This is a genomic window from Streptomyces sp. 3-6 (genome assembly GCF_056323165.1).
This window is the reverse complement of the sequence record NZ_JBWHZP010000003.1, coordinates 14,469-37,859: the sequence shown is the minus strand read 5'-3', so window position 1 is coordinate 37,859 and position 23,391 is coordinate 14,469. Positions and strand designations below refer to the sequence as shown.

Genomic DNA, 23,391 nt, shown 5'->3' with positions numbered 1-23,391 from the left:
CTGGTCGAGGACGGTCCGGGGCAGGTCGGAGACGGGTCAGGGGCAGGTCAGGGCCGGGCGAGGGAGTCCAGGAAGGGTTCGACGGCGGCCCGCCAGGCGTCCGGCTGGTCGTAGTGGACCAGGTGGCCCGCGTCGGCGACCTCCGCGTACCGGCCGTGGGGCAGGACGCGGACCATCTCCTGGGCCTCCGCCCGGCCCAGTTCGCCGTCCAGGCCCCGGACCACCAGGGCGGGGCAGCGGACCTGGGCCAGCTCCTCCCAGTGCGCGTCGTAGACCCAGGTCTCGCGGGAGCGGAGCATCTGCTCCGGGTCGAAGACCGGACGCCAGCCGTCGGCGGCCTCGGCCATCACCTCGGCGTAGAACTCGCCCCGGGCCGGGTTCGGCCGCTCCACCCAGGGGTCGTCCTCCCCGAACCACTTGCGGACGTCGGCGAGCGTGGCGAACGGGACCGGCCACGCTTGGAACCACGCGTCCCACTCCCGCTGCGAGGCGGCGCCGAGCGCGGAGGCCCGCATGTCGCTGATGATCAGTCCCCGCACCAGGTCGGGACGCTTGGCGGCGAGCTGCCAGGCGGTCAGCGCGCCCATCGCGTGGCCGATGAGCACGGCCGGGCCGAGGCCGAGCTGGTCGAGGGCGGCCTCGGCGTCGTCCACGTAGGCGTCGCGGCCGAAGGCGGCCAGCGGGGGCTTCTCGCTGCGGCCGTGGCCGCGCTGGTCCAGGGCGACGGCCCGGTACCGCTCGGAGAGCCAGCGGGCGGTGGACGCCCAGTGCGAGGCGCGGCCCATCAGTCCGTGCAGTAACAGCACGCCCCCGGCGCCCCGGGCGCCGTCGCCGGCGTCGTCCCGGTCGGGCGCGGTCTTGAACGGGTCGCCGAACTCCCAGGCGGCCAGACGTATGCCGTCCGCCCCCGTCACGTCGATGCGTCGCGCCATGGTTTGGCACCCCCAAGCTCGCTGCCTGTCGTGCTCGTCCTGACGGGCCCGGTCAGCCGTGGTGTTCCGGCCGCCGGGCCGATGCCGCGTCCGGGCGGTGCCGCGTCCTCTCGTGCGGCCGTCCGGCGGTGCGGCGGGTGTGCGCCCGTGCTGCCGGCCGTCCCGTCCCTCCGCAGGCTATCGAATGCCTATTCGAAAATGGCGTTTCGCCCGGCAACACCCCTCATACGAGTGACACCCCGTCACGATTGACCGCCGCGCCCCGGGGGAGATCTTCATCGGGAGGCGGACCGCTCGGGGAAAAACGGTCCGCAGGGGATGACCCTGGGAGCTCGGGGCTCCGGGTCAGCACAGGGGAGGACAGGCCCCGGCGCCGCAGGGCGCCGGGGCCCCTCACGTGGTCATCGCACATCCTCCCGCCCTCCCCGGCCGCGGGCCGGAGCCGTCCGGCCCGGCCATGAGCCCTTCAGGTACGTGCACCGCGACAGCCTCGCACGGGAACGGGCCGCGCGGAGCCGTTCCGCGCACTGGCTCCCGGATTCGGCGCGGAACCGGCCACGCCTCTCCGGGCCGCCCACCCTCGGACGTCCCAACTCCCGCCCGGAGCACGGTAGTTGACCCGCGGCGGGAACGGGACCCGGAAGCCCGCCCGGCAGCCCGCGCCCCGGGTGCACAGCCGCCCCGGGGGCCGCCCTGACGGCGGCGCCCCGGGCCCGTCCGCGACGGACTCCGCGGCCCGCCCACGACGGCTCCCGGGGTGGCTGCGCGCGTCGGCGCGCGCCCGGCTCAGGGCTTGGCGACGAAGACGTGCGAGGCGACGTCCGAGGCCAGCTCGGCGGCCTCGCCGCCGCTGCCCACCAGCACCCCGCCCGCCGACTCCGTCACACTCACCACGGAACCGGGCTGCACGCCCGCGCGGCGCAGCGTGTACATCAGCTGGGCGTCCGTCTGGATGGGCTCGCCGATCCGGCGCACCACGACGTTCTTGCCCTCGGCGCCCGGGTCGAGGTCGGCCAGCGAGACCATGCCCTCGTCCAGGAACGGATCGGCGCCGTCCTTCTCGCCCAGTTCCTCCAGGCCCGGGATGGGGTTGCCGTACGGCGACTCGGTGGGGTGCCGCAGGAGCTCCAGCACCCGGCGCTCGACGGCCTCGCTCATCACGTGCTCCCAGCGACACGCCTCGGCGTGCACCTGCTCCCACTCCAGGCCGATCACGTCGACGAGCAGGCACTCGGCGAGCCGGTGCTTGCGCATCACGCGGGTGGCCAGGCGGCGGCCCTCGTCGGTGAGCTCCAGGTGCCGGTCGGCCGCGACGGAGACCAGTCCGTCACGCTCCATGCGCGCCACCGTCTGGCTGACCGTCGGGCCGCTCTGGTCGAGCCGCTCGGCGATCCGGGCACGCATGGGGACCACCCCTTCCTCCTCCAGCTCGAGGATGGTGCGGAGATACATCTCCGTGGTGTCGATCAGTCCGGACATACGTGCCCCTCGATTAGCTCTGCGATCGGCTCTGCCGGAGGCTGGACGGCTCACCGGCTCCTGCGCTGGCCCTGGACTCAATTCTTACGCATCCGGCCGACAACCGGACCCTTCGGTGTGCACAAGCGCACGAACCGACGGTGCCCGGCCCTCCCGGCCACCCCTGCGCGCCCCCTCGGGAGCCCTCCCGCCGCCCCTCCGCGCCCCCCTCGACGGCCCTGCGGCAACCCTCCGGCGCCCCTTCCTTCGCCCCGCCCCACCCCCGCCGCGCCTCCTGCGCACCGTCCGACGGGGCCCCGCGCCGTCGTCCGACGGGGCCCCGCGCCGTCGTCCGGCGGGGCCCTTCCGGGGTCCGCCCGCCGCTCCTCCCCAGCCCCGTCCGAGCGGCCGGGGAGGGACGAACCGCACCGCACCCGGCGGTCCGGCGACGCCGTATTGACAGGGCACTGGTCCAGACCGCACGGTGATCCGCGACACAGCCACCCCGAAGGGATGCCGCATGAGCGACCGCACGCCGGCCGACCGGTTCCTCGACGCCGCGACGGACCTGCTGCACCGGGTCCGCGACGAGGAGGCCGGGGCCATCGCGGCGGCGGGCACCCTGATCGCCGACACCGCGGCGGACGGCGGACGGCTGTTCGTCTTCGGCGCCGGCCACTCCTCGCTCGCCGCGCAGGACCTCGTGTACCGCGCGGGTGGCCTCGCCCTGATGAACCTGCTCGCCGTCCCCGGCGTCGTGGGCGTCGACGTCATGCCCGCCACGCTCGGCTCGGCCCTGGAGCGGGTGGACGGCCTCGCGTCCACCGTCCTGGACGCCTCACCGCTGCGCGCCGGGGACGCGCTGGTGATCATCTCGCTGTCCGGGCGCAACGCGCTCCCGGTGGAGATGGCGATGCACGCCCGCGCCCTGGGCGTGCGCGTCGTCGGGGTGACGTCGGTGGCGTACGCCTCGCAGACCGCCTCCCGGCACGCCTCGGGGACGTTCCTGAAGGACCACTGCGACGTCGTGCTGGACTCGAAGATCGCGGTCGGCGACGCGGAGCTGACCCACGACCGGATCCCGGCGCCCTTCGCCCCCGCCTCCACCGTGGTCACCACGGCGCTGCTCCAGGCGGTCATGGCGACCGCCGCCGCCACGCTCGCCGACCGGGGCGTCGAGCCGCCGCTGCTGCGCTCGGGCAACGTCGACGGCGGCCTGGAGTGGAACGACCGCGTCTTCGAGGAGTACGGCGACCGGATCTACTACCGCCGCTGACCCGGAGGGCCCCCCGTCGCCCCGCGCGGGCCCCGCGGTCCGCGCGCCTCCCTGCCCACCGGGCCTCGGCATGGGTACCCGGGCCCCGGCACGCGCGCCGGGCGCCTCCCGCACCCGACGGCGCCACAGGCGCGCGGACCGAGCACCCCGCACGCCCCCGGCCGCGCCCCGCGGTCGGCCGCGTCACCCGCGCGCCCGCCCGGCGGACCGGCCGCCTCCGCCGGGACCCCGGGCCGGGACCGGCCGTCTCCGCCGGGACCACCGCGCGGGCCGGCCGCGCTACTCCTCGCCGAGGATTCCCGCCAGGTCCAGGGCGGTGGCGATGCGCAGGGCCACGTCCTCGGCGTACAGCGTGTCCGCGCGTTCGAAGGCGGACCGGCCCGCCCCGCGCAGAAACGTCACGGCGCCCAGCGTCCGGCCCCGGCTGCGCAGCACCGTGCACAGGGCGTGCGCGGTGTCCGGCGGCCACTGCCGGGCCACCGCCCAGGCGCGCGCCTCGTCGCCGGCGCCGGCGGCCGCCCGCACCGACCCGGCCCGCTGCACGCACTGCAGCGCCGGGTGCTTCTCGCCGTAGCGCACCGGCAGGCCCGCCCGGCCGGCCAGCCGGCTCGGCCCCGGCGCGCCGGACGGGGTGGCCGCGATCCGCACCAGCCGGACGGGGCCGGTGTCCCCCGCGCGGACCGGGCGCCCGGCCACCCGGTCGATCAGCGCGTGGTCGGCGAACCCGGCGAGCGCGAAGTCCAGGTGGACGGTGACCGCCTCGGCCGGGTCCTCGCACTCGGCCGCCGCCCGCGCCGCCCGGTGCAGTTGCTGGGTGCGGAACCGCAGCAGGGACGCCTCCTGCTCGCCCTGCCGGGTCTCGGTCACGTCCTGGAACAGCCAGCCCACCCCGAGCGGCACCGGTTCCTCCGCGAGCGGCGAGGAGAGCCGGACGAACCCGCTGCGCCAGCACCGCCGCCGCTCCCCCTCCGGCGTGCGCACGCTCACCCAGATCTCCGCGGGCGCGGGCGGGGCGCCCTCCGCCAGCACATGGGTCAGGGCGCTCTCCAGCTCCTCCACGCCCTGCGTCAGCAGCTCGCCGAGCGGGCGCCCGAGGACCGCCGTGCGCCCGGCACCCAATGCCTTCGCCGCGTGGGCGTTGACCACCGCGGGCCGCAGGTCCGCGTCGACCAGGACGACCCCCCAGCTCGCCTCCTCCAGCAGGGCCTCACTGAGGGCGATGGAGCGTTCCAGGTCGATCTGGGCGTGCACCTCGCTGAACGCGCAGTACACCCCGGCCGCCCTCCCGTCGGGCCCGCGCACGGCCGCGGACTGGGTGCGCACCAGCACCCGCCCGCCGTCCTTGGTCAGCAGCGCGAACTCGTGCACCTGGCGGCCCGGGGCGTCCATGGCCGACAGCAGCCGCGCCTCGACCTCCTCGGCGTCGGCGCTGCGCACCGCCCACCCGGCGAAGCCGTGCCGCCCGACCGCCTCGGCCGCGGTCCAGCCGAGGATGCGTTCCGCCTCGCGGTTCCAGTGCGTCACGACGCCGTCGGCGTCGAAGGCGCACAGCGCCGCGTCCATGCCGTCGAGCAACGCGGCGAGCAGGTCGGCCCCGTCCGCACTGTCGCGACCCACCCGCCCGGGCTCGTCGGGACCGAGTTCGTCGGTCGCCCCACTACGCCGGGAAGCACTCACCTGGACCCCCTGCCGGCTGCGTCCGCACGTACCGCACGTTCGGTTCGCTCACGTGCAACTATTCAACGTGAACGTGACTCAGCGCACATCGGGTTCCCACAAGATTGTGGGAATCGTTGTGCGGCGCCACGCTCCCACACGGCCGGCGCCCCGCCGTCGTCCGGCCGGCGCCGGGCCGTTCCCCGCGGCGCCGCACGGTGCGTGCCGTCCGGCGGGCGGTCCCGGGCCCGTGGAAAAAAAGTGCTTGCCTCGGGGGCGGGGCACTTTTTAGGGTTCCCGGTACACGAGAAGGGAGGTGGTTCGGCAGATGTATGACAACCGGACGCGTGAGGTGACTGCGGGCTAGCGGCCCGTCACCCACTCAGTGCGGTGCCGGACCAGCGCGTGATCCTCGCGCGCAGCCGGCCCAGTCCCAAGCAGTCACCCGACCCGCGAGTCGCCGGTACGTCCGGCCGGCTCCTCCTCGGAGGAACCCGACTCGCGGGTCGTCTGCGTTCCCGTGGTTCCCGTGGTTCCAGCGGGTTCCCGTGGCACGCCGTGCCCGCCGCGTCGCGCCCGTCCGCCGCGTCCCGCCCGTCCGACGCGGCACGCCGGTCCGACGCGTCGGGCCCGTGCGTCACACGGTCAGCGCACGATGTCGCCGTAGCCCTCGATCTCGCGCGGGTCGCGCGTGCCGGGGCCCACGTAGCGGGCGGACGGGCGCACGAGGCGGCCGGTGCGCTTCTGCTCCAGGATGTGCGCCGACCAGCCCGCGGTGCGGGCGCAGGTGAACATCGAGGTGAACATGTGCGCCGGGACCTCGGCGAAGTCCAGGACGATCGCCGCCCAGAACTCGACGTTGGTGGCCAGCACCCGGTCCGGACGCCGGGCGTGCAGTTCGGCCAGGGCCGCCTTCTCCAGGGCCTCGGCGACCTCGTAGCGCGGGGCGCCCAGTTCGCGGGCGGTGCGGCGCAGCACGCGGGCGCGGGGGTCCTCGGCGCGGTAGACGCGGTGTCCGAAGCCCATCAGGCGCTCGCCCTTGTCGAGGGTGCTGCGGACGTACGCCTCGGCGTCCCCGGTGCGCTCGATCTCCTCGATCATGTGCAGCACGCGGGAGGGGGCGCCGCCGTGCAGCGGGCCCGACATCGCGCCGACGGCACCGGACAGCGCCGCCGCGACGTCCGCGCCGGTGGACGCGATGACCCGGGCGGTGAAGGTGGACGCATTCATGCCGTGCTCGGCCGCGGACGTCCAGTAGGCGTCCACCGCCGCCACGTGCCGGGGGTCGGGCTCGCCCCGCCAGCGGATCATGAAGCGCTCGACGATGGACTCGGCCTTGTCGATCTCGCGCTGCGGCACCATGGGCCGCCCCTGGCCGCGCGCGGACTGCGCCACGTAGGACAGGGCCATGACGGCGGCGCGGGCGAGGTCGTCGCGGGCCTGCGCGGCATCGATGTCGAGGAGCGGTTTCAGGCCCCAGACGGGTGCCAGCATGGCGAGCGCGGACTGCACGTCGACGCGTATGTCACCGGAGTGCACGGGGATCGGGAACGGCTCGGCGGGCGGCAGGCCGGGGTTGAAGGCGCCGTCGACGAGCAGGCCCCAGACGTTGCCGAAGGAGACCTGACCGACCAGGTCCTCGATGTCGACGCCCCGGTACCGGAGGGCACCGCCCTCCTTGTCCGGTTCGGCGATCTCCGTCTCGAACGCGACGACTCCTTCGAGCCCGGGTACGAAGTCGGACATCAGGCGGCTCCTCGTGATGTGGGTGACGGATGACGTGCTGCGTCTGTGGGGGGAGACGGACCGTGACCGGCCGTGCGGGTCCCGCGACGGCCGGAGGGGTCCGGGGTGTGGTGACCAGGGTGTGAGGGGTGGGTGGGGTGGATGAGGTTTCGGGGACCGGGCTGGTCGGCGGCGGCTGCGGGGGGCGTCCGGTGGATCCGCGGTCCTGACGGGAGGGCTCGCGGTCCGGGACGTCACCCCTGTGATGCCCGGCCGGCGGTCACCCAACCGGGTCAGTGCCTGCACGATATCCCTGAGTGCCAGTTTTGGGGAGCCTTGGCGGCACTGAGTGCCACCCGGGATGCGCTCCGTGACCGGGACCACATCTGTCCACGGCGTCCGGGCATGCGGCAGGATGACGCTGTGACCGACCCAGACGCCGCGCCCCTCGATCTCGCCGCGATGCGCAAGCAGTACCGGGCCGACGGGCTCACCGAGGCCGAGCTGGCCGCCTCCCCCGTCGAGCAGTTCGCCCGCTGGTTCAAGCAGGCGGCCACGGACGGCGGGCTGTTCGAGCCGAACGCCATGATCGTGTCCACGGCGGACGCCGAGGGCCGGCCCAGCGCCCGCACGGTGCTGCTGAAACAGTTCGACGACGACGGGTTCGTCTTCTACACCAACCACGACTCCCGCAAGGGCCGCGAGCTGACCGCGAACCCGCACGTCTGCCTGCTCTTCCCGTGGCATCCGATGGCCCGCCAGGTCGTCGTCACCGGCACCGCCCGGCGCACCGGCCGCGACGAGACGGCCCGCTACTTCCGCACCCGCCCGCACGGCTCCCAGCTCGGCGCCTGGGCCAGCGACCAGTCCTCGGTGATCCCCGGCCGCGCGCAGCTGGACGCCGCCTACGCCGAACTCGCCGACCGCTACCCGGAGGGCGAGCAGGTGCCGGTGCCGCCGCACTGGGGCGGCTTCCGGGTGGCCCCGCACACCGTGGAGTTCTGGCAGGGCCGGGAGAACCGCCTGCACGACCGCCTGCGGTACGTGGCGGAGCCCGGCGGGGGCTGGCGCGTGGAGCGGCTGGCGCCCTGACGGGACGGGCGCACCGGCAACAGGTCCCCCTACAGCTTGCCCCACACGTAGGCGGTGCGGTGCCCGTCCAGCACCGCGCCGGTCCGGGCGCGGAAGGGGGCCCCGAGGCCGGGCCAGTTCCGGAACTCCAGAGCGAGGGTGCCCAGCGCGAGGGGGGCCTCGTCCCAGGTCCACTCCTGGACGGGGACGGTCACGGCGCACCCGGGGCAGGCGACGGCCGCGGCGCCCGTCTCCTTCCAGGCCCGCAGGGCCTCGCAGAACCGCTCCCAGAACCCGTCGTCCAGGTCGGTGGCGGCCCCGCAGGCGGGGCACAGGGCCGCGCCGGGGAGGTCGGCGCCGCTGGTGAAGCCGGCGCGCCCGGTGTGCACGGTCAGGCCGTCGGTCGGGGACCGGTCCGGCTCACCGGCCACCGCCCGGTGCCAGTGCGGGCCGGGCGGGTGCTCCGCGGGCCCGCCGGGCACGCGGGGCCCGGGCGGGGGCAGGACGATGCCTTCGGCCACGAGCCACGCGACGGCGCGGCGCGCGAGGCGCTCCGCCTCCTCCCCGGTCGCGTCGAGGTCGACGATCACCTGGTAGTGGTCGCCCACGGATCAGCCCAGCGCCTCGTCCAGCAGCGCCGCCCACTGCGCGACCACCCGGTCGCGGCGTGCCGTGTCGTCGGTGAGGAGGTTGGCGAGGCCCAGGCCGCGCGCCATGTCGAGCAGGCCCTGCACGCTCTCGCGGACGCCGGGGCGGCTCTCGTCGGCGCCGAGGAGTTCCACGGCGATGCGGTGGGTCTCCCGGCCCACCCGGGACTCCAGCTCGGTCACCCGCGCGCCGAGCTGCTCCTCGTTGGAGGCGGCGACCCACAGGTGCAGCGCGGCCCGGAACAGCGGCCCGGTGAACAGGTCCACGAGGGCGGCCACCACCGCGCGGCGCTCCCCGGCGCCGGCGCCCTCGGGGAAGAGGGCGCGCAGGGCGGTGGAGCGTTCCTCGGCGACGTACTCGACGGCGGCCGTGAACAGGTCCTCGCGGGTGGGGAAGTGGTGCTGGGCGGCGCCGCGCGACACCCCGGCCCGTTCGGCCACCACGGAGACCGTCGACCCGGCCCAGCCGTGTTCGGCGAGGCAGGCCACCGCGGCCTCCAGCAGGCGCTGCCGGGTGGCCCGGCTGCGGTCCTGCTTGGGGACGCGTCCGGCCCGTTCGGCCGTGTTCACACCACCCATGTCGGATCCCGTCGTTCGAGGAAGGCCGTCATTCCCTCGCGCGCGTGGTCGGAGGCGAACAGCCGGGCCGAGAGCGCGGTCAGGTGGGCCGCGTCCCGGTCGAATGTCTCCAGCACCCTAGCCGTGAGCAGTCGTTTCGTCTCGGCCAGGGCCTCGGGGGACGAGCGGCGCAGGCCGTCGAGGATCGGCGCGAGCACGGCGTCGACGTCCGGGCCGGAGGCGGTGAGCAGGCCGATGCGGGTGGCCTCGGCGGCGTCGAAGCGCTCCCCGGTGAGGTAGAGGCGGGCCAGGGCGCGCGGGTCGGTGCGGGGCAGCAGCGGCAGCGAGATGACAGCCGGGGCGACGCCGATGCGGACCTCGGTGAAGGCGAACGTGGCGTCCTCGGAGGCGGCCGTGATGTCGCAGGCGGCCAGCAGGCCGAGGCCGCCGGCCCGGACGTGCCCGGTGACCCGCGCGACGACGGGCTTCGGCAGTTCGACGAGCTGCCGCAGCAGCGCCACGAGGGCGTCGGGGTCGGGCGGGTCGCGCAGGTCGGCGCCGGCGCTGAAGGTGGTGCCGGTGTGGGTGAGGACGACCGCGCGCACCCCGGGGTCCCGCCCGGCCGCGGCCAGCGCGTCGGCGAGGTCGCCGACGAGGGCCGCGGACAGGGCGTTGCGGCGTTCCGGGGCGTCGAGGGCGAGCGTCTCGACGCCCCGGGCGCGGGTGCGGGCGATCAGGGTCACGAGGGCTCCTCGGGCGCCGCCCGCAGTTCGCGGCGCAGGATCTTGCCGGACGCGGCGCGGGGCACGGCGTCCAGGAAGGTGACCCGGCGGACCCGCTTGTAGGGGGCGACGCGTTCGGCGACGTGCATCATGACCTCCCCCTCGGTCAGGTCGGGGGCGGACGGCTGGCGCACCACGTGGGCGTGCGGGACCTCGTTGCCGTTCTCGTCGCGCTCGCCGATGACGGCGGCGTCGGCGATGCCGGGGTGGGTGAGCAGCAGCGCCTCCAGTTCGGCGGGGGCCACCTGGAAGCCCTTGTACTTGATCAGCTCCTTGACCCGGTCGACGACGAACAGCCAGTTGTCCGCGTCCACGTGCCCCACGTCCCCGGTGTGCAGCCAGCCGTCCTCGTCGATCATCGCGGCGGTGGCGTCGGGACGGCCGAGGTAGCCCTTCATCACCTGCGGGCCGCGGATCAGGATCTCGCCGGACTCGCCGACGCCGAGGTCCTTGCCGGGGTCGTCCAGGGACACGATGCGCATCTCGGTGCCCGCGATCAGCTTGCCGACGGTGCCGGGCGGCGCCTGGTCCATGAGGTCCAGGGGGACGACGTGGGTGCCCGGGGACAGCTCCGTCATGCCGTACGCCTGGCCGACCGGCGGCAGCCCGAGCCGCCGGGAGCAGGCGGCGGCGAGGTTCGCGTCGAGGGGTGCGGCGGCGCTGATGACGTGCTGCAGGGAGGACAGGTCGTACGCGGCGACCATGGGGTGCTTGGCGAGGGCGAGGACGATGGGCGGGGCCACGTACAGGGCGGTGATGCGGTGGTTCTGGATGGCGGCGAGGAACTGTTCGAGGTCGAAGCGGGGCAGCACGACGACGGTGGCGCCCTGCCGCAGCGGGGCGTTCATGAGGGCGGTCAGGCCGTAGATGTGGAAGAACGGCAGCACGGCGAGGATGCGGTCGCCGGGGCCCGCGGTGATGGCCGGTTCGAGCTGGGCGAGGTTGGTGGCGATCTGCCGGTGGGTGAGCATCACGCCCTTGGGCAGGCCGGTGGTGCCGGAGGAGTACGGCAGCGCGGCCACGTCCTCGGCGGGGTCGATGTCGACCTCCGGTTCGGGCGCGGTGCAGGCCAGCATGTCGATCAGCGAGCGGTGTCCGGGCGCGCTGTCGCAGACGAGGATCTCCTCGACCCCGCCGGCGATCTCCGCGGCCCGGCGCGCGGACTCCAGCAGCGGGGAGACGGTGACGATCCAGCGGGCGCCGGAGTCCGTGAGCTGCTTGGCGAACTCCTCGGCGGTGGCGAGCGGGTGGACGGTGGTGACGGAGGCGCCGGCGCGGGTGGCGGCGTAGAAGGCGGTGGGGAAGGCCACGGTGTTGGGGCTGTGCAGGGCGAGCACGTCGCCCTTGCGCACCCCGGCCTCGGCGAGACCGGCGGCCACCCGGCGGTGGAAGCGGTCGAGTTGTTCGTAGGTGAGGGTGGTGCCGTCGGTGCCGTCGATGAGGGCCGGGTGGGAGCCGAACTCGGCGGCGCGTGCCAGGACCGCGTCGTGGATGGGCAGATCGACCGGCTCGACGTCTGCGTACGTGCTGCGGAACATGGTTCCTCCTCCCGCGCCGGACGGCGGTCCGGCGGGTGTCGTCAGTACGACTTGGGCAGACCCAGGGTCTGGTGGGAGACGTAGTTGAGAATCATCTCCCTGCTCACCGGCGCGATACGAGACACGCGCGCCGCCGTGATCAGCGAGGCGAGCCCGAACTCGCGCGTCAGACCGTTGCCGCCGAGGGTGTGCACGGCCTGGTCGACGGCCCGCACGCACGCCTCGCCCGCCGCGTACTTGGCCATGTTGGCGGCCTCACCGGCGCCGATGTCGTCGCCCGCGTCGCACAGGTGGGCGGCCTTCTGCATCATCAGCCGGGCCAGCTCCAGCTCGATGTGCGCCTGGGCGAGGGGGTGGGCGATGGCCTGGTGGGCGCCGATCGGGACCTTCCACACGGTGCGTTCGCGGGCGTACTCGACGGCCCGGGCGAGGGCGTACCGGCCCATGCCGATCGCGAAGGCGGCGCCCATGATGCGCTCGGGGTTGAGGCCCGCGAACAGCTGGAGCAGCCCCGCGTCCTCGTCGCCCACCAGGGCCCCGGCGGGCAGCCGCACGTCGTCGAGGGTCAGCTCGAACTGCTTCTCGGAGGCGTTGAGTTCCATGTCGATGGCCTGCCGCTGGAAGCCCTCGGTGTCGCGCGGGACGATGAACAGGCAGGGCTTGAGGTTCCCGGTGCGGGCGTCCGCGGTGCGGCCCACGATCAGGGTGGCCTCGGCGGTGTCGACGCCGGAGACGAACACCTTGCGGCCGGTGAGGAGCCAGTCCCCGGTGTCCGGGTCGCGCCGGGCGGTGGTGGTGATGCGGTGGGAGTTGGAGCCGGCGTCGGGTTCGGTGATCCCGAAGGCCATGGTGCGGGTGCCGTCCGCGAGGGCGGGCAGCCACTCCCGCTTCTGCTCCTCGGTGCCGAAGCGGGCGATGACCGTGCCGCAGATCGCGGGCGACACCACCATCATCAGCAGCGGGCACCCGGCGGCGCCCAACTCCTCCAGCACGATGGACAGTTCGGCGATGCCGCCGCCACCGCCGCCGTACTCCTCGGGCAGGTTGACGCCCAGGTAGCCCAACTTCGCGGCCTCCGACCAGAGTTCGGCCGGGTGGCGGCCGGAGGAGACGGCGTTGGTGAGGTAGTCGCGGCCGTACTTGACGCCCAGGGCGGCGACGGCGGCGCGCAGGGCCTGGTGCTCTTCGGACTCGATCACGCTCATGAACGCTCCTCGGCGGAGTCGGAGGTATCGGCGGAGTCGGAGGTGTCGGCGGAGTCGGAGGTGTCGGCGGCACCGGGGCGACCGGCGGAACCGGAGGAACCCGGGGGGACGGAAGGGCCGGCCGGAGCCGGAGAACCGGCCGCCTCCGGGGCCGGCCCGGGGTGCGGCCGCACCACGGCCAGCAGCGTGCCGGGCTCCACCTGGCGGTCCACCACGGCGTGCAGGGCGGCGAGCACGCCGTCGGCCGGGGCGGTGATCCGGTGCTGCATCTTCATGGCCTCCAGCCACAGCAGCGGCTGCCCGGCCTCCACGGCCGCCCCCTCCGCCAGGCCCTCCGCGACCCGCACCACGGTGCCCGGCATGGGCGCCACCAGGGAACCGGGGGCGAGCTGGGCCTCGGCGTCGGGGAAGCGGGGCAGGGCGGTGAGGACGGTGTCATTGACGTACACCCGGTCACCGTACCGGGCGACGGTGAAGCGGCGCCGTACGCCGTCCACCTCCAGCACCACCAGCTCCGGCCCGGCACGCACCACCCGCACCCCGTCGGCCGCCGGGCCCTCCCGGGTGTGCCGGTAGCGCACCTCGTGCTCCTCGCCCGCCAGGGCGTACCGCTTCACCTGCGGCAGGGCGGGCAGGTTGCGCCAGCCGCCGAAGCGGGAGCGGCCGTGGGCGTCGGCGAGGGCGGCGGCCAGCGCGGCCAGCGGAGGGCGCGCGGCGGCTCCGTCGGGGGCGGCGGTGGGCGAGGGGTGGGCGTCCGGGCCGGTGGCCGGGGCGGTCAGAGCGGACAGGTGCCGGTCGTAGAAGCCGGTGTCCATGCGGCCCCGCGCGAACTCCTCGTGCCGCAGGGACCGCACCAGCAGGTCCCGGTTGGTGACCGGGCCGTGGATCTCGGCGCGTTCCAGCGCGGCGGCGAGTTTCCGCACGGCCTCGGCGCGGGTGGGGGCGTGCGCGACGACCTTGGCGAGCATCGGGTCGTAGTGCACGCCGACGGTGTCGCCGTCGGTGTACCCGGTGTCCAGGCGCACATGGCCGGGGACGACGAGGCGGTGCAGGCGGCCGGTCTGCGGGGCCCACCCGCGGGCGGGGTCCTCGGCGTAGAGGCGGGCCTCGACGGCGTGCCCGTGCGGGCGGGGCGGCTCCCCGTCCAGGGCGTGACCCTCGGCGACGCGGATCTGCTCGGCGACGAGGTCGAGGCCGAACACGGCCTCGGTGACCGGGTGTTCCACCTGGAGCCGGGTGTTCATCTCCAGGAAGTGCGCCCGGTCACCGGCCACCAGGAACTCCACCGTGCCGGCGCCCACGTAGGAGACGGCCCGCGCGGCGCGCACCGCGAGGGCGTGCAGGTCCTCGGTGAGCCGCGGGGACAGGCCGGGCGCCGGGGCCTCCTCGATCACCTTCTGGTGGCGGCGCTGGAGGGAGCAGTCGCGGGTGCCGAGCGCCCACACGGTGCCGTGGGTGTCGGCGAGCACCTGCACCTCGACGTGCCGGCCGCCCTCCACGTACGGCTCGGTGAACACCTCCCCGTCGCCGAAGGCGCTCGCCGCCTCCGCGCGGGCGGCGGCCCGCTCGGCGTCCAGGTCGGCGAGGCGCCGCACGATCCGCATCCCGCGTCCGCCGCCGCCGGCCGCCGCCTTCACCAGCACCGGCAGGTCGGCCTCGGTCACGTCGGTCAGCGGCTCGATGCCCATGAGCCGCTTGGCCCGCGTCTTGGACGCCATCGCCTCGATGGCCTCGGGCGGCGGCCCGATCCACACCAGTCCGGCGTCCCGCACGGCGCGCGCGAAGTCCGCGTTCTCGGAGAGGAATCCGTAGCCGGGGTGCACGGCGTCGGCGCCGGCCGCGAGGGCGGCCTTCACGATCAGGTCGGCGCGCAGGTAGGTGTCGGCGGGCGCCGCCCCCGGGAGCCGCACCGCGAGGTCGGCCGTCCGGGTGTGCAGGGCGTCCTCGTCGGCGTCGGAGTGCACGGCGACGGTCGTGATGCCCAGCTCGCGGCAGGTGCGGGCGACGCGGCAGGCGATCTCGCCCCGGTTGGCGATGAGAACAGAGGTGATCACGGTGGTCATGGCCCTCACATCCGGAAGACGCCGAAGCCGCCGCGCGCGCCCTCGTAGGGGGCGGTGTGGACGGCCGACAGGCACAGGCCGAGCACGGTCCGGGTGTCGCGCGGGTCGATGACCCCGTCGTCGTACAGCCGCCCGGACAGGAACATCGGCAGGGACTCCGACTCGATCTGCTGCTCCACCATCGCGCGCAGCGCCGCGTCCGCCTCGTCGTCGTAGGGCCGCCCCTTCGCCGCCGCCGACTGCCGGGCGACGATGGACAGCACGCCGGCGAGCTGCTGCGGACCCATCACGGCGGACTTGGCGCTCGGCCAGGCGAACAGGAAGCGCGGGTCGTAGGCCCGCCCGCACATGCCGTAGTGCCCGGCGCCGTAGGAGGCGCCCATGAGGACGGACAGGTGCGGGACGCGGGAGTTGCTGACCGCGTTGATCATCATGGCGCCGTGCTTGATGATGCCGCCCTGCTCGTACTCCCTGCCGACCATGTAGCCGGTGGTGTTGTGCAGGAAGAGGAGCGGGATGTCGCGCTGGTTGGCGAGCTGGATGAACTGGGCCGCCTTCTGCGACTCCTCGCTGAACAGCACGCCCTGCGCGTTGGCGAGGATGCCGACCGGGTAGCCGTGCAGGGCCGCCCAGCCGGTGGTGAGGCTGGTCCCGTACAGCGGCTTGAACTCGTCGAAGTCGGAGCCGTCGACGATCCGGGCGACGACCTCGCGCGGGTCGAAGGGGATCTTCAGGTCGCCGGGGACGATGCCCAGCAGTTCCTCCGGGTCGTGCTTCGGCGGCTCGGCGGGCCCCGGATCCGGGTACGCCTTGCGGTGGTTGAGGCGGGCCACGACCCGGCGGGCCCGGCGCAGCGCGTCGGGTTCGTCGACGGCGAAGTGGTCGGCGAGCCCGGAGACCCGCGCGTGCATCTCGGCGCCGCCGAGGGACTCGTCGTCGCTCTCCTCACCGGTGGCCATCTTGACCAGCGGCGGCCCGCCGAGAAACACCTTCGCCCGCTCCTTGACCATGATGACGTGGTCGGACATGCCGGGCACGTACGCGCCCCCGGCGGTGGAGTTGCCGAAGACGACGGCGACGGTGGGGATGCCGGCGGCGGACAGCCGGGTCAGGTCGCGGAAGATCGCGCCGCCCGGGATGAAGATCTCCTTCTGCGAGGGCAGGTCGGCGCCGCCGGACTCCACCAGGCTGATCACCGGCAGCCGGTTGGCGAACGCGATCTCGTGGGCGCGCAGCGCCTTCTTCAGCGACCACGGGTTGCTGGCCCCGCCGCGCACGGTCGGGTCGTTGGCGGTGATCAGGCACTCCACGCCCTCGACCACCCCGATCCCGGTGACCAGGGAGGCGCCGACGGTGTAGTCGCTCCCCCAGGCCGCCAGCGGGGACAGTTCCAGGAAGGGCGTGTCGGGGTCGAGGAGCAGCTCGATGCGTTCGCGGGCGAGGAGTTTGCCGCGCACGCGGTGCCGTTCGACGTACTTCTCGCCGCCGCCCGCGAGGGCCTTGGCGTGCTCGGTGTCGAGCTCGGCCAGCTTGGCGAGCATGGCCGCGCGGTGGGCCCGGTACTCCGGGCCGGCGGTGTCCAGGGCGGAGCCGAGGACCGTCACAGCAGCACCTCCGGTAGGTCGACGTGGCGGGAACGCAGCCATTCGCCGAGCGCCTTGGCCTGGGGGTCGAAGCGGGCCTGGGACGCGACGCCCTCGCCGAGGATCCCGGTGACGACGAAGTTCAGGGCGCGCAGGCGGGGCAGCGGGTGCCGGGTGACGGTCAGGCCGGCCGCCTCGGGGATCAGCTCGCGGAACCGTGCGACGGTCAGCTCGTGGGCGAGCCACCGCCAGGCGTCGTCGGAGCGCACCCACACCCCGACGTTGGCGTCCCCGCCCTTGTCCCCGCTGCGGGCCCCGGCGACGCGGCCCAGCGGCGCCCGCACCGTCGGTCCCGCCGGCAGCGGCTCGGGGAGCGCGGGCTCTGGCACGTCGTCGAGGGCGGCCGTCGCGCGGGGCGGCTCGACCGGGACGCGGCGCCCGTCGGGCAGGACGGCCACGTGCGGGACGTCCTCCTGCGGCACGTACACCCCCTCGAACACCCCGTAGGGGGCGCCCTTCCCGGGGGGTGCCAGGACGTGGAAGCCCGGGTAGCTCGCCAGGGCCAGCTCGACGGCGGCCCCGCTGAACGCCCTCCCGACCGCCTCCGGGGAGGGGTCCCGGACGACCAGCCGCAGCAGCGCGCTCGCCGCCTCCTGCGTCGGGGCGTCGGGCCGGTCGGTGCGGACCAGTTCCCACCGCACCTCGGCGGGCGGGGACTGGGCGAGCGCCCGGCCCATCTGCTCCTTCACCAGGTCCGCCTTGGCCTCGATGTCGAGCCCGGTGAGCACGAACACGACCTCGTTGCGGAACCCGCCGAGCCGGTTGAGCCCGACCTTGAGGGCGGGGGGCGGCGGTTCACCGCGCACGCCGTCGATCCGCACCCGGTCCGGGCCCTCGGCGGTGAGCCGCACGGTGTCCAGACGGGCGGTGGTGTCGGGGCCCGCGTACCGGGCGCCGCCCGTCTCGTACAGCAGCTGCGCGGTCACCGTGCCCACGTCGACGAAGCCGCCGGTGCCGGGGTGCTTGGTGACGACGCTGCTGCCGTCGGCGTGGATCTCGGCGACCGGGAACCCGGGGCGCGGCCCGGGGTCCTTCTCCCGGAAGAAGGCGTAGTTGCCGCCGGTGGCCTGCGTCCCGCACTCCAGCACGTGCCCGGCGACGACGGCGCCCGCCAGCCGGTCGTGGTCCGCCGGCCCCCAGCCGAAGTGGGCGGCGGCCGGGCCGGTGACCAGGGCCGCGTCGGTGACCCGCCCGGTGACGACGAGGTCGGCGCCCGCGCGGAGGCACTCGGCGATGCCGAACCCCCCGAGGTAGGCGTGCGCGGCGAGGCTGCCGGGGTGCCGGGCGGTGAGGTCGTCACCCTCGACGTGGGCGACCCGCACGGGGATGCCCAGCCGCCCGGCCAGGGCCCGCACGGCGTCCGCGAGCCCGGCCGGGTTGAGCCCGCCCGCGTTGGTGACGATCCGCACGCCCCGCTCGTGGGCGAGCCCGAGGGTGTCTTCCAGCTGCCGCAGGAACGTGCGGGCGTAGCCGGCCCCGGGGTCCTTCATCCGGTCGCGGGCGAGGATGAGCATGGTCAGCTCGGCGAGGTAGTCGCCGGTGAGCACGTCCAGCTCCCCGCCGGTCAGCATCTCGCGCAGGGCGTCGGCCCGGTCGCCGTAGAAGCCGGAGAAGTTGCCGATGCGCAGGGGCGCGGCCGTCACGAGGCGTCCCCCTTCGGCGCCCGCCCGCCGCCGGGCGGCCCGGCGAACGCCTGGGCGATGTCCAGCCAGCGGTCGGCGTCCGGCCCGTCGGCCCGCAGGGCGAGGTCGGCGCGGTGGGCGCGCTGGGTCACCAGCAGGCAGAAGTCGAGCGCGGGCCCGGTGACCCGCTGGGGCGCGTCCTCGGGACCGTAGGTCCACAACCCGCCGTCCAGAGCCGTGAGTTCGACGCGGAACGGGTCGGCGGGCGGCGTCAGCCCGTGCACCCCGTGGGCGAAGTCCCGGGTGCGCACGCCGAGTCGGGCGATGTGCCGCAGCCGTCCGGTGGCCGCGCGCTCCACGCCCAGCGCGTCCGCCACGTCCAGGCCGTGCGCCCAGGTCTCCATCAGGCGGGCGGTGGCCATCGAGGCGGCGGACATCGGCGGCCCGTACCAGGGCAGCCGGACCCCGGCCGGCACGGCCCGCAGCGCCTCGTCCAGCGCCTCCCGCCCCGCCCGCCACCGCTCCAGCAGCACGTCCGGCGGCACCCGGGCGCCCTCCTCGGCGCCCTGGTCCACGAAGGTGTGCGGGGCGGCCAGGGCGGCCTCGACCAGCTTCCGGAACCCGTCGGCGTCGGTGGCGGCGACCAGCGCCGAGTGGTCGGTCCAGGCGAGGTGCGCGATCTGGTGGGCGACGGTCCACCCGGGGGCGGGCGTCGCCAGCGCCCACTGCTCGGGGCCGAGGCCGGCCACGAGCCGGTCCAGCTCCTCGCTCTCCTCCCGCAGGTCGTCGATCACTGGCGTCGGATCGGACACGAGGCGCTCCCCTCGGGGCACGGACACGGCGGTGCGGACATCGCGGTGCGCGGTGCGGCGGTGATGCGGTGCGGGGTCCGCGGTGCTTGGTGCGGGTACGCGGTGCGCGGTGCGCGGTGCGGACGCGGTGAGCATGGCAGGGGGGCGAGAAACAAGCAAGCATGCTTGCATGCTTATTTTCGGCGCCTCGGCGCGCAGCACTACCGGCGTGTGCGCCCCCGATGTGCGCCCCGGGTGGGCGCTCCGGGTGGGCGCTCCGGGTGGGCGCTCCGGGCGGGGGATCAGCGGTCCGTCAGCCGTTCCGCCAGACCGTCATGTCCACCGTGACGAAGCCCGCTTCCGGCAGGGCGGTCGACTTCACCTGGACGACGAGGAGTCCCACGGTGCCGTCGCCGTCCCGGATGCAGATCTCGGTGCCCGCCGCCGCGGCGGCCAGCGGGTGGTCGCCGGGCTTCTGCCCCTTGGTCAGCAGGTCGCAGGTGTCGTAGGTGCCGTCGCCCGGAGCACCGAACACCTGCGTGAACACCACGGTGTCGCTGTCCAGTTCGCAGCCGTCCCCGGAACAGCTGAGCGTGATGTCCCCCGTGCGGTCGTCGTGCACCGTGCCGTCGCTGGTGCGCAGGGAGTTGTCGGGCGTCAGCATCAGCCCGCTGTAGCCGTGCGCCCGCGGCTTCCCGCCCGTGTCCGCGGCTCCGCCGGCCCCGGTGTCCCGCCCGGCCGACGCGCCCGCGTCCGCCCCGGCCCCGGGCTTGTCCGCCTCCGCGTCCGTGCCCTCCGCCGGGTCCTTCCCCGTGTCCTTCCCCGCGCCACCGGATTCCGCCGGCCGGTCCGCGTCCGGTCCGGGCGTGCCGGACGCCGAGGCGGCCGTGTCGCGGCCGCGCCCGCCGTCACGCCCCGCGATGTCGCCCACCGCGTCCAGGACCGTCCAGGCCGCCGCGACCACCAGCCCGACGGCGGCGACCCCGGCCGCCGAGTACAGCGCCAGGCGCCGCCGTCGGCTCCGCCGGTCCTCCGGGGTGGACGGCGGCCGGGGCGCGGCGAAGGGCCCGTACGGGTTCCCGTAGGGACCGGGCGGGGACCCGTAAGGGCCGGGCGGGTGCCCGTAGGGGCTGGGCGGGTGCCCGTAGGGGTCGGACGGGTCGGGAGCCGCACCGGCCACGGCGCCCGGGGGCACCGGCACCGTGTGCACGGCGGTCGGCGCCACGGCCGGTTCCGGGTGCGTGACCGGCGGCGGCACCGTCACGTCCGGTCCGGCGATCTCCCGCCAGACGTCCGGCCCGGCCCCGGCCTCGGCGTCCCGCCCCAGTTCCTCGCGGCAGAACGCGACGACCTCCGCCGGGGTGGGTCTCTCCTCCGGGGCCTCGACCAGGCAGCGGGCGAGCAACCCCCGCAGCCGGTCCGGCAGTTCGGACAGGTCGGGGGCGGAGTGCACGATCCGGTACAGCACGCCGACCGCGCTGCCCTCCCCGTACAGCGGTCGGCCGAGCGCCGCGAAGGCGGCCGTCTGGGCGAGCGCGAACACGTCCGTCGCCGCCGACACCTCGCCGCCGGAGGCCTGTTCGGGGGCCATGAAGTGCGGTGTGCCGATGCTTGCCCCGGTGGCGGTGTGCGCGGTGGCGTCGGCGGCACGGGCGATGCCGAAGTCGATGACCCGCGGCCCGTCGGAGGCCAGCAACACATTGGACGGCTTGAGGTCCCGGTGCACGATCCCGGCCCCGTGGATGGCCTGCAAGGCCTCGGCGATGCCCGCCGTCAGCCACAGCACCGCCGTCTCGGGCAGCGGCCCGCGCCGGGCGACCGCCTCCGTGAGGGAGGGGCCCGGCACGTACAGCGTGGCCAGCCAGGGCGGCACGGCCTCCGGGTCGGCGTCGATCAGTTCGGCGGTGTACGCGCCCTTCACCGTCCGCGCCGCCCCGACCTCCCGCGCGAAGCGCCGCCGGAAGGTGGGGTCGTCGGCCAGCTCCGCCCGCACGACCTTGACCGCCACCGGCCGGCCCCCGTGGGTGTGCGCGAGGTACACCCGCCCCATCCCACCCGCGCCCAGCCGGGCGGCGAGCCGGTACTCCCCCACGGTGCACGGATCGTCGTCCTGCAACGGCTGGAACGCCTCGGCCGTGTCCGTCATCGGTTCCCTCCCCCGTTGTCCCGATGAGTGGATCAGCCTACGAGGAAGCCCCACGGGGCGAGCGGGCGGCAGCGGGCGGGAGTCGGGACAACGCGCCGTCCCGGGTGCGGTGTTGGGCCCGGCGGGGTGGTGGACGGGCGGAGCCGCCCACCACGGTTCACGGCATCCGACGCCCCTTCTGCGCCGCCTTCCGCTCGTATCCCTTGGTCTCCCACCATTCCTCCAACAGGCTGTGGACCAAGGACACGAGCATGGTGAGCCGGTCGGGTTCGGGCGCGGGAGAAGTGAGCACCCAGTCAGGTGTGCTCGCAGTGCGGCGTCAAGGACGGCCCCAAGCCGCTGAACGTCCGCGTGTGGACGTGTCAGGCGTGCGGGTCGGTCCTGGACCGGGACATCAACGCGGCGGTCAACGTCGCCAAGGCCGCCGGACTGGCGGTATCAGCCTGTGGAGCGCAGGTAGGACCGGGACTCCTCCCGGCACCGCGCAGCGAAGCAGGAAGCCACCCGACACCGCAGCCTTCAACGGCGCGGTAGGCGGGAATCGCCGTCCTTCAGGGCGGCGAGGATGTCAAGGCATGCGCTCGGCGCGGTCCCTCCTCCGGCGCCGCGGGCCCACCTGGGTGCGGACCGCGCCCATGCTCGCCGCGATGACCAGGGCGATGGCGGCGGCCTCGGTCATGCTGAGGGCCTGGCTGAGGACGAGGAAGCCCGCCAGGGCCGCGATCGCGGGTTCCAGGCTCATCAGGATGGCGAACGTGGAGGCGGGCAGCCTGCGCAGGGCGAGGAGTTCCAGGGTGTAGGGCAGCACGGAGGACAGCACGGCGACCGCCGCGCCCAGCGCGAACGTCGTCGGCTCGATCAGTCTGGTCCCGGCCTCCATGATGCCCAGCGGCAGGAACAGCACCGCCGCCACGCCCATCGCGAGCGCCAGCCCGTCCGCCTGCGGGAAGCGGCGGCCGGTCCGCGCGCTGAACACGATGTAGGCGGCCCACATGACGCCCGCCGCCAGGGCGAAGGCCACGCCGAGCGGATCGAGGCGGTCGAACCCCCCGCCGCCCAGCAGGAAGACGCCGGCGAGGGCCAGCCCGGCCCAGAGGAAGTTGATCGCGCGCCGGGACGCCAGGACGGACAGGGCCAGCGGGCCGAGCACCTCCAGGGTGACGGCCGGGCCGAGCGGGATGCGCGCCACCGACTGGTAGAAGAGGCCGTTCATCGCGGCCATGGCGATGCCGAAGACGACCACCGTGGTCCAGTCGGCCCGGGAGTGCCCGCGCAGCCGCGGCCGGCACACCGCGAGCAGCACCACGGCGGCCACCAGCAGCCGCAGTGACACCACCCCGAGGGCGCCCGCCCTCGGCATCAGCGTCACCGCGAGGGCACCGCCGAACTGGACGGAGATCCCGCCGGCGAGGACCAGCCCCACCGGCCCCAGCGAGCCCCGCCCGCCCGAACCGCCCTCCGGAGCGGCCGGGACGCCGCCCGTCGCGGGGACGGCGGCCTGGGTGGAGGGGGTGACGGGGCTGGGCGTGGACACAGGACCTTCCTGGGGAGGCGGGGCGCGGGGCGGGGTGTTCAGGGCGGGGGGCGTGCACCGGAATGCACCACCCGCTCCAGGGTAATGTCCCCCGTACAGGACCGTAAGGCATGTACGTACCTGACAATGCGGCTCGCGGACCGCCCCGGTCAACCCTCTCCGGCCCGCGGTCCACACGCCGCACCCGGCCCGTCGCCCCGTCGGCGCGAGGGGACCGGTACGGTTCCCAGCGGCGATGCCCCGCCCCCGCTCCGTCACCACTGACTCCGAGGTCCCGTGCGACGACTTGTCACCCGCGTCTGGCGACTCCTGCGCCCCTTCCAGAGCCGCATCATGTGGCTCCTGCACGCCAAGTTCGTCGTCGGCGTGACCGGTGTGGTGCGCGACGACGAGGGGCGGGTGCTGCTGCTCCGGCACCGGATGTGGCCGCCGGGCCGGCAGTGGGGTCTGCCCAGCGGGTTCGCCCGCAAGGGCGAGGACTTCCGGCAGACCGTGGTCCGGGAGGTCAAGGAGGAGACCGGCCTGGACGTCGAGGTGGGTCCCCTGGTCATGCTGAACAGCGGCCTGCGCACCCGTATGGAGGTGGCCTACGAGGCCCGGCTGCTCGGCGGTGAGCTGCGCCTGGACCCGTTCGAGATCCTGGAGGCCCGCTGGTGTCTCCCGGACGAGCTCCCCCACGAGGTCCAGCCGGTGTGCCACCCGCTGGTCCGGGGCGAGACGACGCCGTAGGGCGGGAGCGGTTCC

The 23,391-nt window shown here is 75.1% G+C and carries 19 protein-coding genes and 1 pseudogene; 4 read left to right on the top strand and 16 right to left on the bottom strand.

The window, feature by feature from the left end; translation table 11 throughout:
* Positions 1 to 47 precede the first annotated feature (47 nt).
* A complete protein-coding gene (locus AC02VZ_RS06295) occupies positions 48 to 932 on the bottom strand; it encodes an alpha/beta fold hydrolase (RefSeq protein WP_432057283.1) in 885 nt (294 codons plus the stop codon).
* Between the two features lie 786 nt (positions 933 to 1,718).
* Positions 1,719 to 2,411: an iron-dependent transcriptional repressor DtxR gene (locus AC02VZ_RS06290; protein WP_362099646.1), complete on the bottom strand. Its 693-nt coding sequence runs from the start codon at positions 2,409 to 2,411 to the stop codon at positions 1,719 to 1,721.
* 499 nt (positions 2,412 to 2,910) lie between these two features.
* Between AC02VZ_RS06290 and AC02VZ_RS06285 the strand changes: the two genes are divergently transcribed.
* On the top strand, positions 2,911 to 3,666 hold the full coding sequence (locus AC02VZ_RS06285) for an SIS domain-containing protein (protein ID WP_432057284.1): 756 nt from the start codon (positions 2,911 to 2,913) through the stop codon (positions 3,664 to 3,666).
* Positions 3,667 to 3,945: 279 nt separating this feature from the next.
* On the opposite strand, the gene AC02VZ_RS06280 is transcribed toward AC02VZ_RS06285, so the two are convergent.
* Together AC02VZ_RS06280 and AC02VZ_RS06275 are read right to left on the bottom strand one after the other, a co-directional pair.
* Positions 3,946 to 5,343, bottom strand: coding sequence for a PAS domain-containing protein (locus tag AC02VZ_RS06280; RefSeq protein ID WP_432057285.1), 1,398 nt, complete (start codon positions 5,341 to 5,343; stop codon positions 3,946 to 3,948).
* Between the two features lie 624 nt (positions 5,344 to 5,967).
* Positions 5,968 to 7,068: a citrate synthase 2 gene (locus AC02VZ_RS06275; RefSeq protein WP_432057286.1), complete on the bottom strand. Its 1,101-nt coding sequence runs from the start codon at positions 7,066 to 7,068 to the stop codon at positions 5,968 to 5,970.
* A gap of 384 nt (positions 7,069 to 7,452) precedes the next feature.
* Between AC02VZ_RS06275 and pdxH the strand changes: the two genes are divergently transcribed.
* Positions 7,453 to 8,139, top strand: a complete 687-nt coding sequence (gene pdxH / locus AC02VZ_RS06270) for a pyridoxamine 5'-phosphate oxidase (RefSeq protein ID WP_432057287.1) — start codon at positions 7,453 to 7,455, stop codon at positions 8,137 to 8,139.
* Positions 8,140 to 8,168: 29 nt separating this feature from the next.
* On the opposite strand, the gene AC02VZ_RS06265 is transcribed toward pdxH, so the two are convergent.
* From AC02VZ_RS06265 to AC02VZ_RS06215, 11 genes are all read right to left on the bottom strand, one after another.
* Complete coding sequence (locus AC02VZ_RS06265) at positions 8,169 to 8,726, bottom strand: hypothetical protein (protein WP_432057288.1); 558 nt, start codon at positions 8,724 to 8,726, stop codon at positions 8,169 to 8,171.
* A 3-nt stretch (positions 8,727 to 8,729) separates the two neighbouring features.
* Positions 8,730 to 9,344 (bottom strand): TetR/AcrR family transcriptional regulator, encoded by a 615-nt coding sequence (locus tag AC02VZ_RS06260; RefSeq protein ID WP_362099663.1) that lies wholly within the window; start codon positions 9,342 to 9,344, stop codon positions 8,730 to 8,732.
* Complete coding sequence (locus AC02VZ_RS06255; RefSeq protein ID WP_432057289.1) at positions 9,332 to 10,066, bottom strand: enoyl-CoA hydratase family protein; 735 nt, start codon at positions 10,064 to 10,066, stop codon at positions 9,332 to 9,334. Before AC02VZ_RS06255 ends, AC02VZ_RS06260 begins: the two co-directional genes overlap by 13 nt.
* Complete coding sequence (locus AC02VZ_RS06250; RefSeq protein ID WP_476474766.1) at positions 10,063 to 11,643, bottom strand: 4-coumarate--CoA ligase family protein; 1,581 nt, start codon at positions 11,641 to 11,643, stop codon at positions 10,063 to 10,065. The genes AC02VZ_RS06255 and AC02VZ_RS06250 overlap by 4 nt, the downstream gene beginning before the upstream one ends.
* Positions 11,644 to 11,684: 41 nt before the next feature.
* The gene (locus AC02VZ_RS06245) at positions 11,685 to 12,848 is read right to left on the bottom strand and encodes an acyl-CoA dehydrogenase family protein (RefSeq protein WP_476474765.1); all 1,164 of its coding nucleotides are present in this window, start codon (positions 12,846 to 12,848) and stop codon (positions 11,685 to 11,687) included.
* Positions 12,845 to 14,902, bottom strand: a complete 2,058-nt coding sequence (locus AC02VZ_RS06240; RefSeq protein WP_476474902.1) for an acetyl/propionyl/methylcrotonyl-CoA carboxylase subunit alpha — start codon at positions 14,900 to 14,902, stop codon at positions 12,845 to 12,847. Before AC02VZ_RS06240 ends, AC02VZ_RS06245 begins: the two co-directional genes overlap by 4 nt.
* 14 nt (positions 14,903 to 14,916) lie before the next feature.
* Complete coding sequence (locus AC02VZ_RS06235) at positions 14,917 to 16,515, bottom strand: acyl-CoA carboxylase subunit beta (RefSeq protein WP_476474764.1); 1,599 nt, start codon at positions 16,513 to 16,515, stop codon at positions 14,917 to 14,919.
* The gene (locus tag AC02VZ_RS06230) at positions 16,512 to 18,197 is read right to left on the bottom strand and encodes an acyclic terpene utilization AtuA family protein (RefSeq protein ID WP_476474763.1); all 1,686 of its coding nucleotides are present in this window, start codon (positions 18,195 to 18,197) and stop codon (positions 16,512 to 16,514) included. Before AC02VZ_RS06230 ends, AC02VZ_RS06235 begins: the two co-directional genes overlap by 4 nt.
* The gene (locus AC02VZ_RS06225; RefSeq protein ID WP_476474762.1) at positions 18,194 to 18,988 is read right to left on the bottom strand and encodes a TIGR03084 family metal-binding protein; all 795 of its coding nucleotides are present in this window, start codon (positions 18,986 to 18,988) and stop codon (positions 18,194 to 18,196) included. Before AC02VZ_RS06225 ends, AC02VZ_RS06230 begins: the two co-directional genes overlap by 4 nt.
* A gap of 292 nt (positions 18,989 to 19,280) precedes the next feature.
* Positions 19,281 to 21,113 (bottom strand): serine/threonine-protein kinase, encoded by a 1,833-nt coding sequence (locus AC02VZ_RS06220; RefSeq protein ID WP_476474761.1) that lies wholly within the window; start codon positions 21,111 to 21,113, stop codon positions 19,281 to 19,283.
* A 157-nt stretch (positions 21,114 to 21,270) separates the two neighbouring features.
* Positions 21,271 to 21,405 carry a hypothetical protein gene (locus tag AC02VZ_RS06215; RefSeq protein WP_476474760.1) on the bottom strand — a complete coding sequence of 45 codons (135 nt, stop codon included), beginning with the start codon at positions 21,403 to 21,405 and terminating at the stop codon, positions 21,271 to 21,273.
* 2 nt (positions 21,406 to 21,407) lie between these two features.
* Between AC02VZ_RS06215 and AC02VZ_RS06210 the strand changes: the two are divergent.
* Positions 21,408 to 21,647, top strand: a pseudogene (locus tag AC02VZ_RS06210) (zinc ribbon domain-containing protein); the annotation flags it as partial.
* 34 nt (positions 21,648 to 21,681) lie between these two features.
* Here the strand turns inward: AC02VZ_RS06210 and AC02VZ_RS06205 are convergent.
* Complete coding sequence (locus AC02VZ_RS06205) at positions 21,682 to 22,647, bottom strand: EamA family transporter (protein ID WP_476474759.1); 966 nt, start codon at positions 22,645 to 22,647, stop codon at positions 21,682 to 21,684.
* Positions 22,648 to 22,923: 276 nt separating this feature from the next.
* Between AC02VZ_RS06205 and AC02VZ_RS06200 the strand changes: the two genes are divergently transcribed.
* Positions 22,924 to 23,376 carry an NUDIX hydrolase gene (locus tag AC02VZ_RS06200; protein ID WP_432057300.1) on the top strand — a complete coding sequence of 151 codons (453 nt, stop codon included), beginning with the start codon at positions 22,924 to 22,926 and terminating at the stop codon, positions 23,374 to 23,376.
* The last annotated feature ends 15 nt before the right edge of the window (positions 23,377 to 23,391 follow it).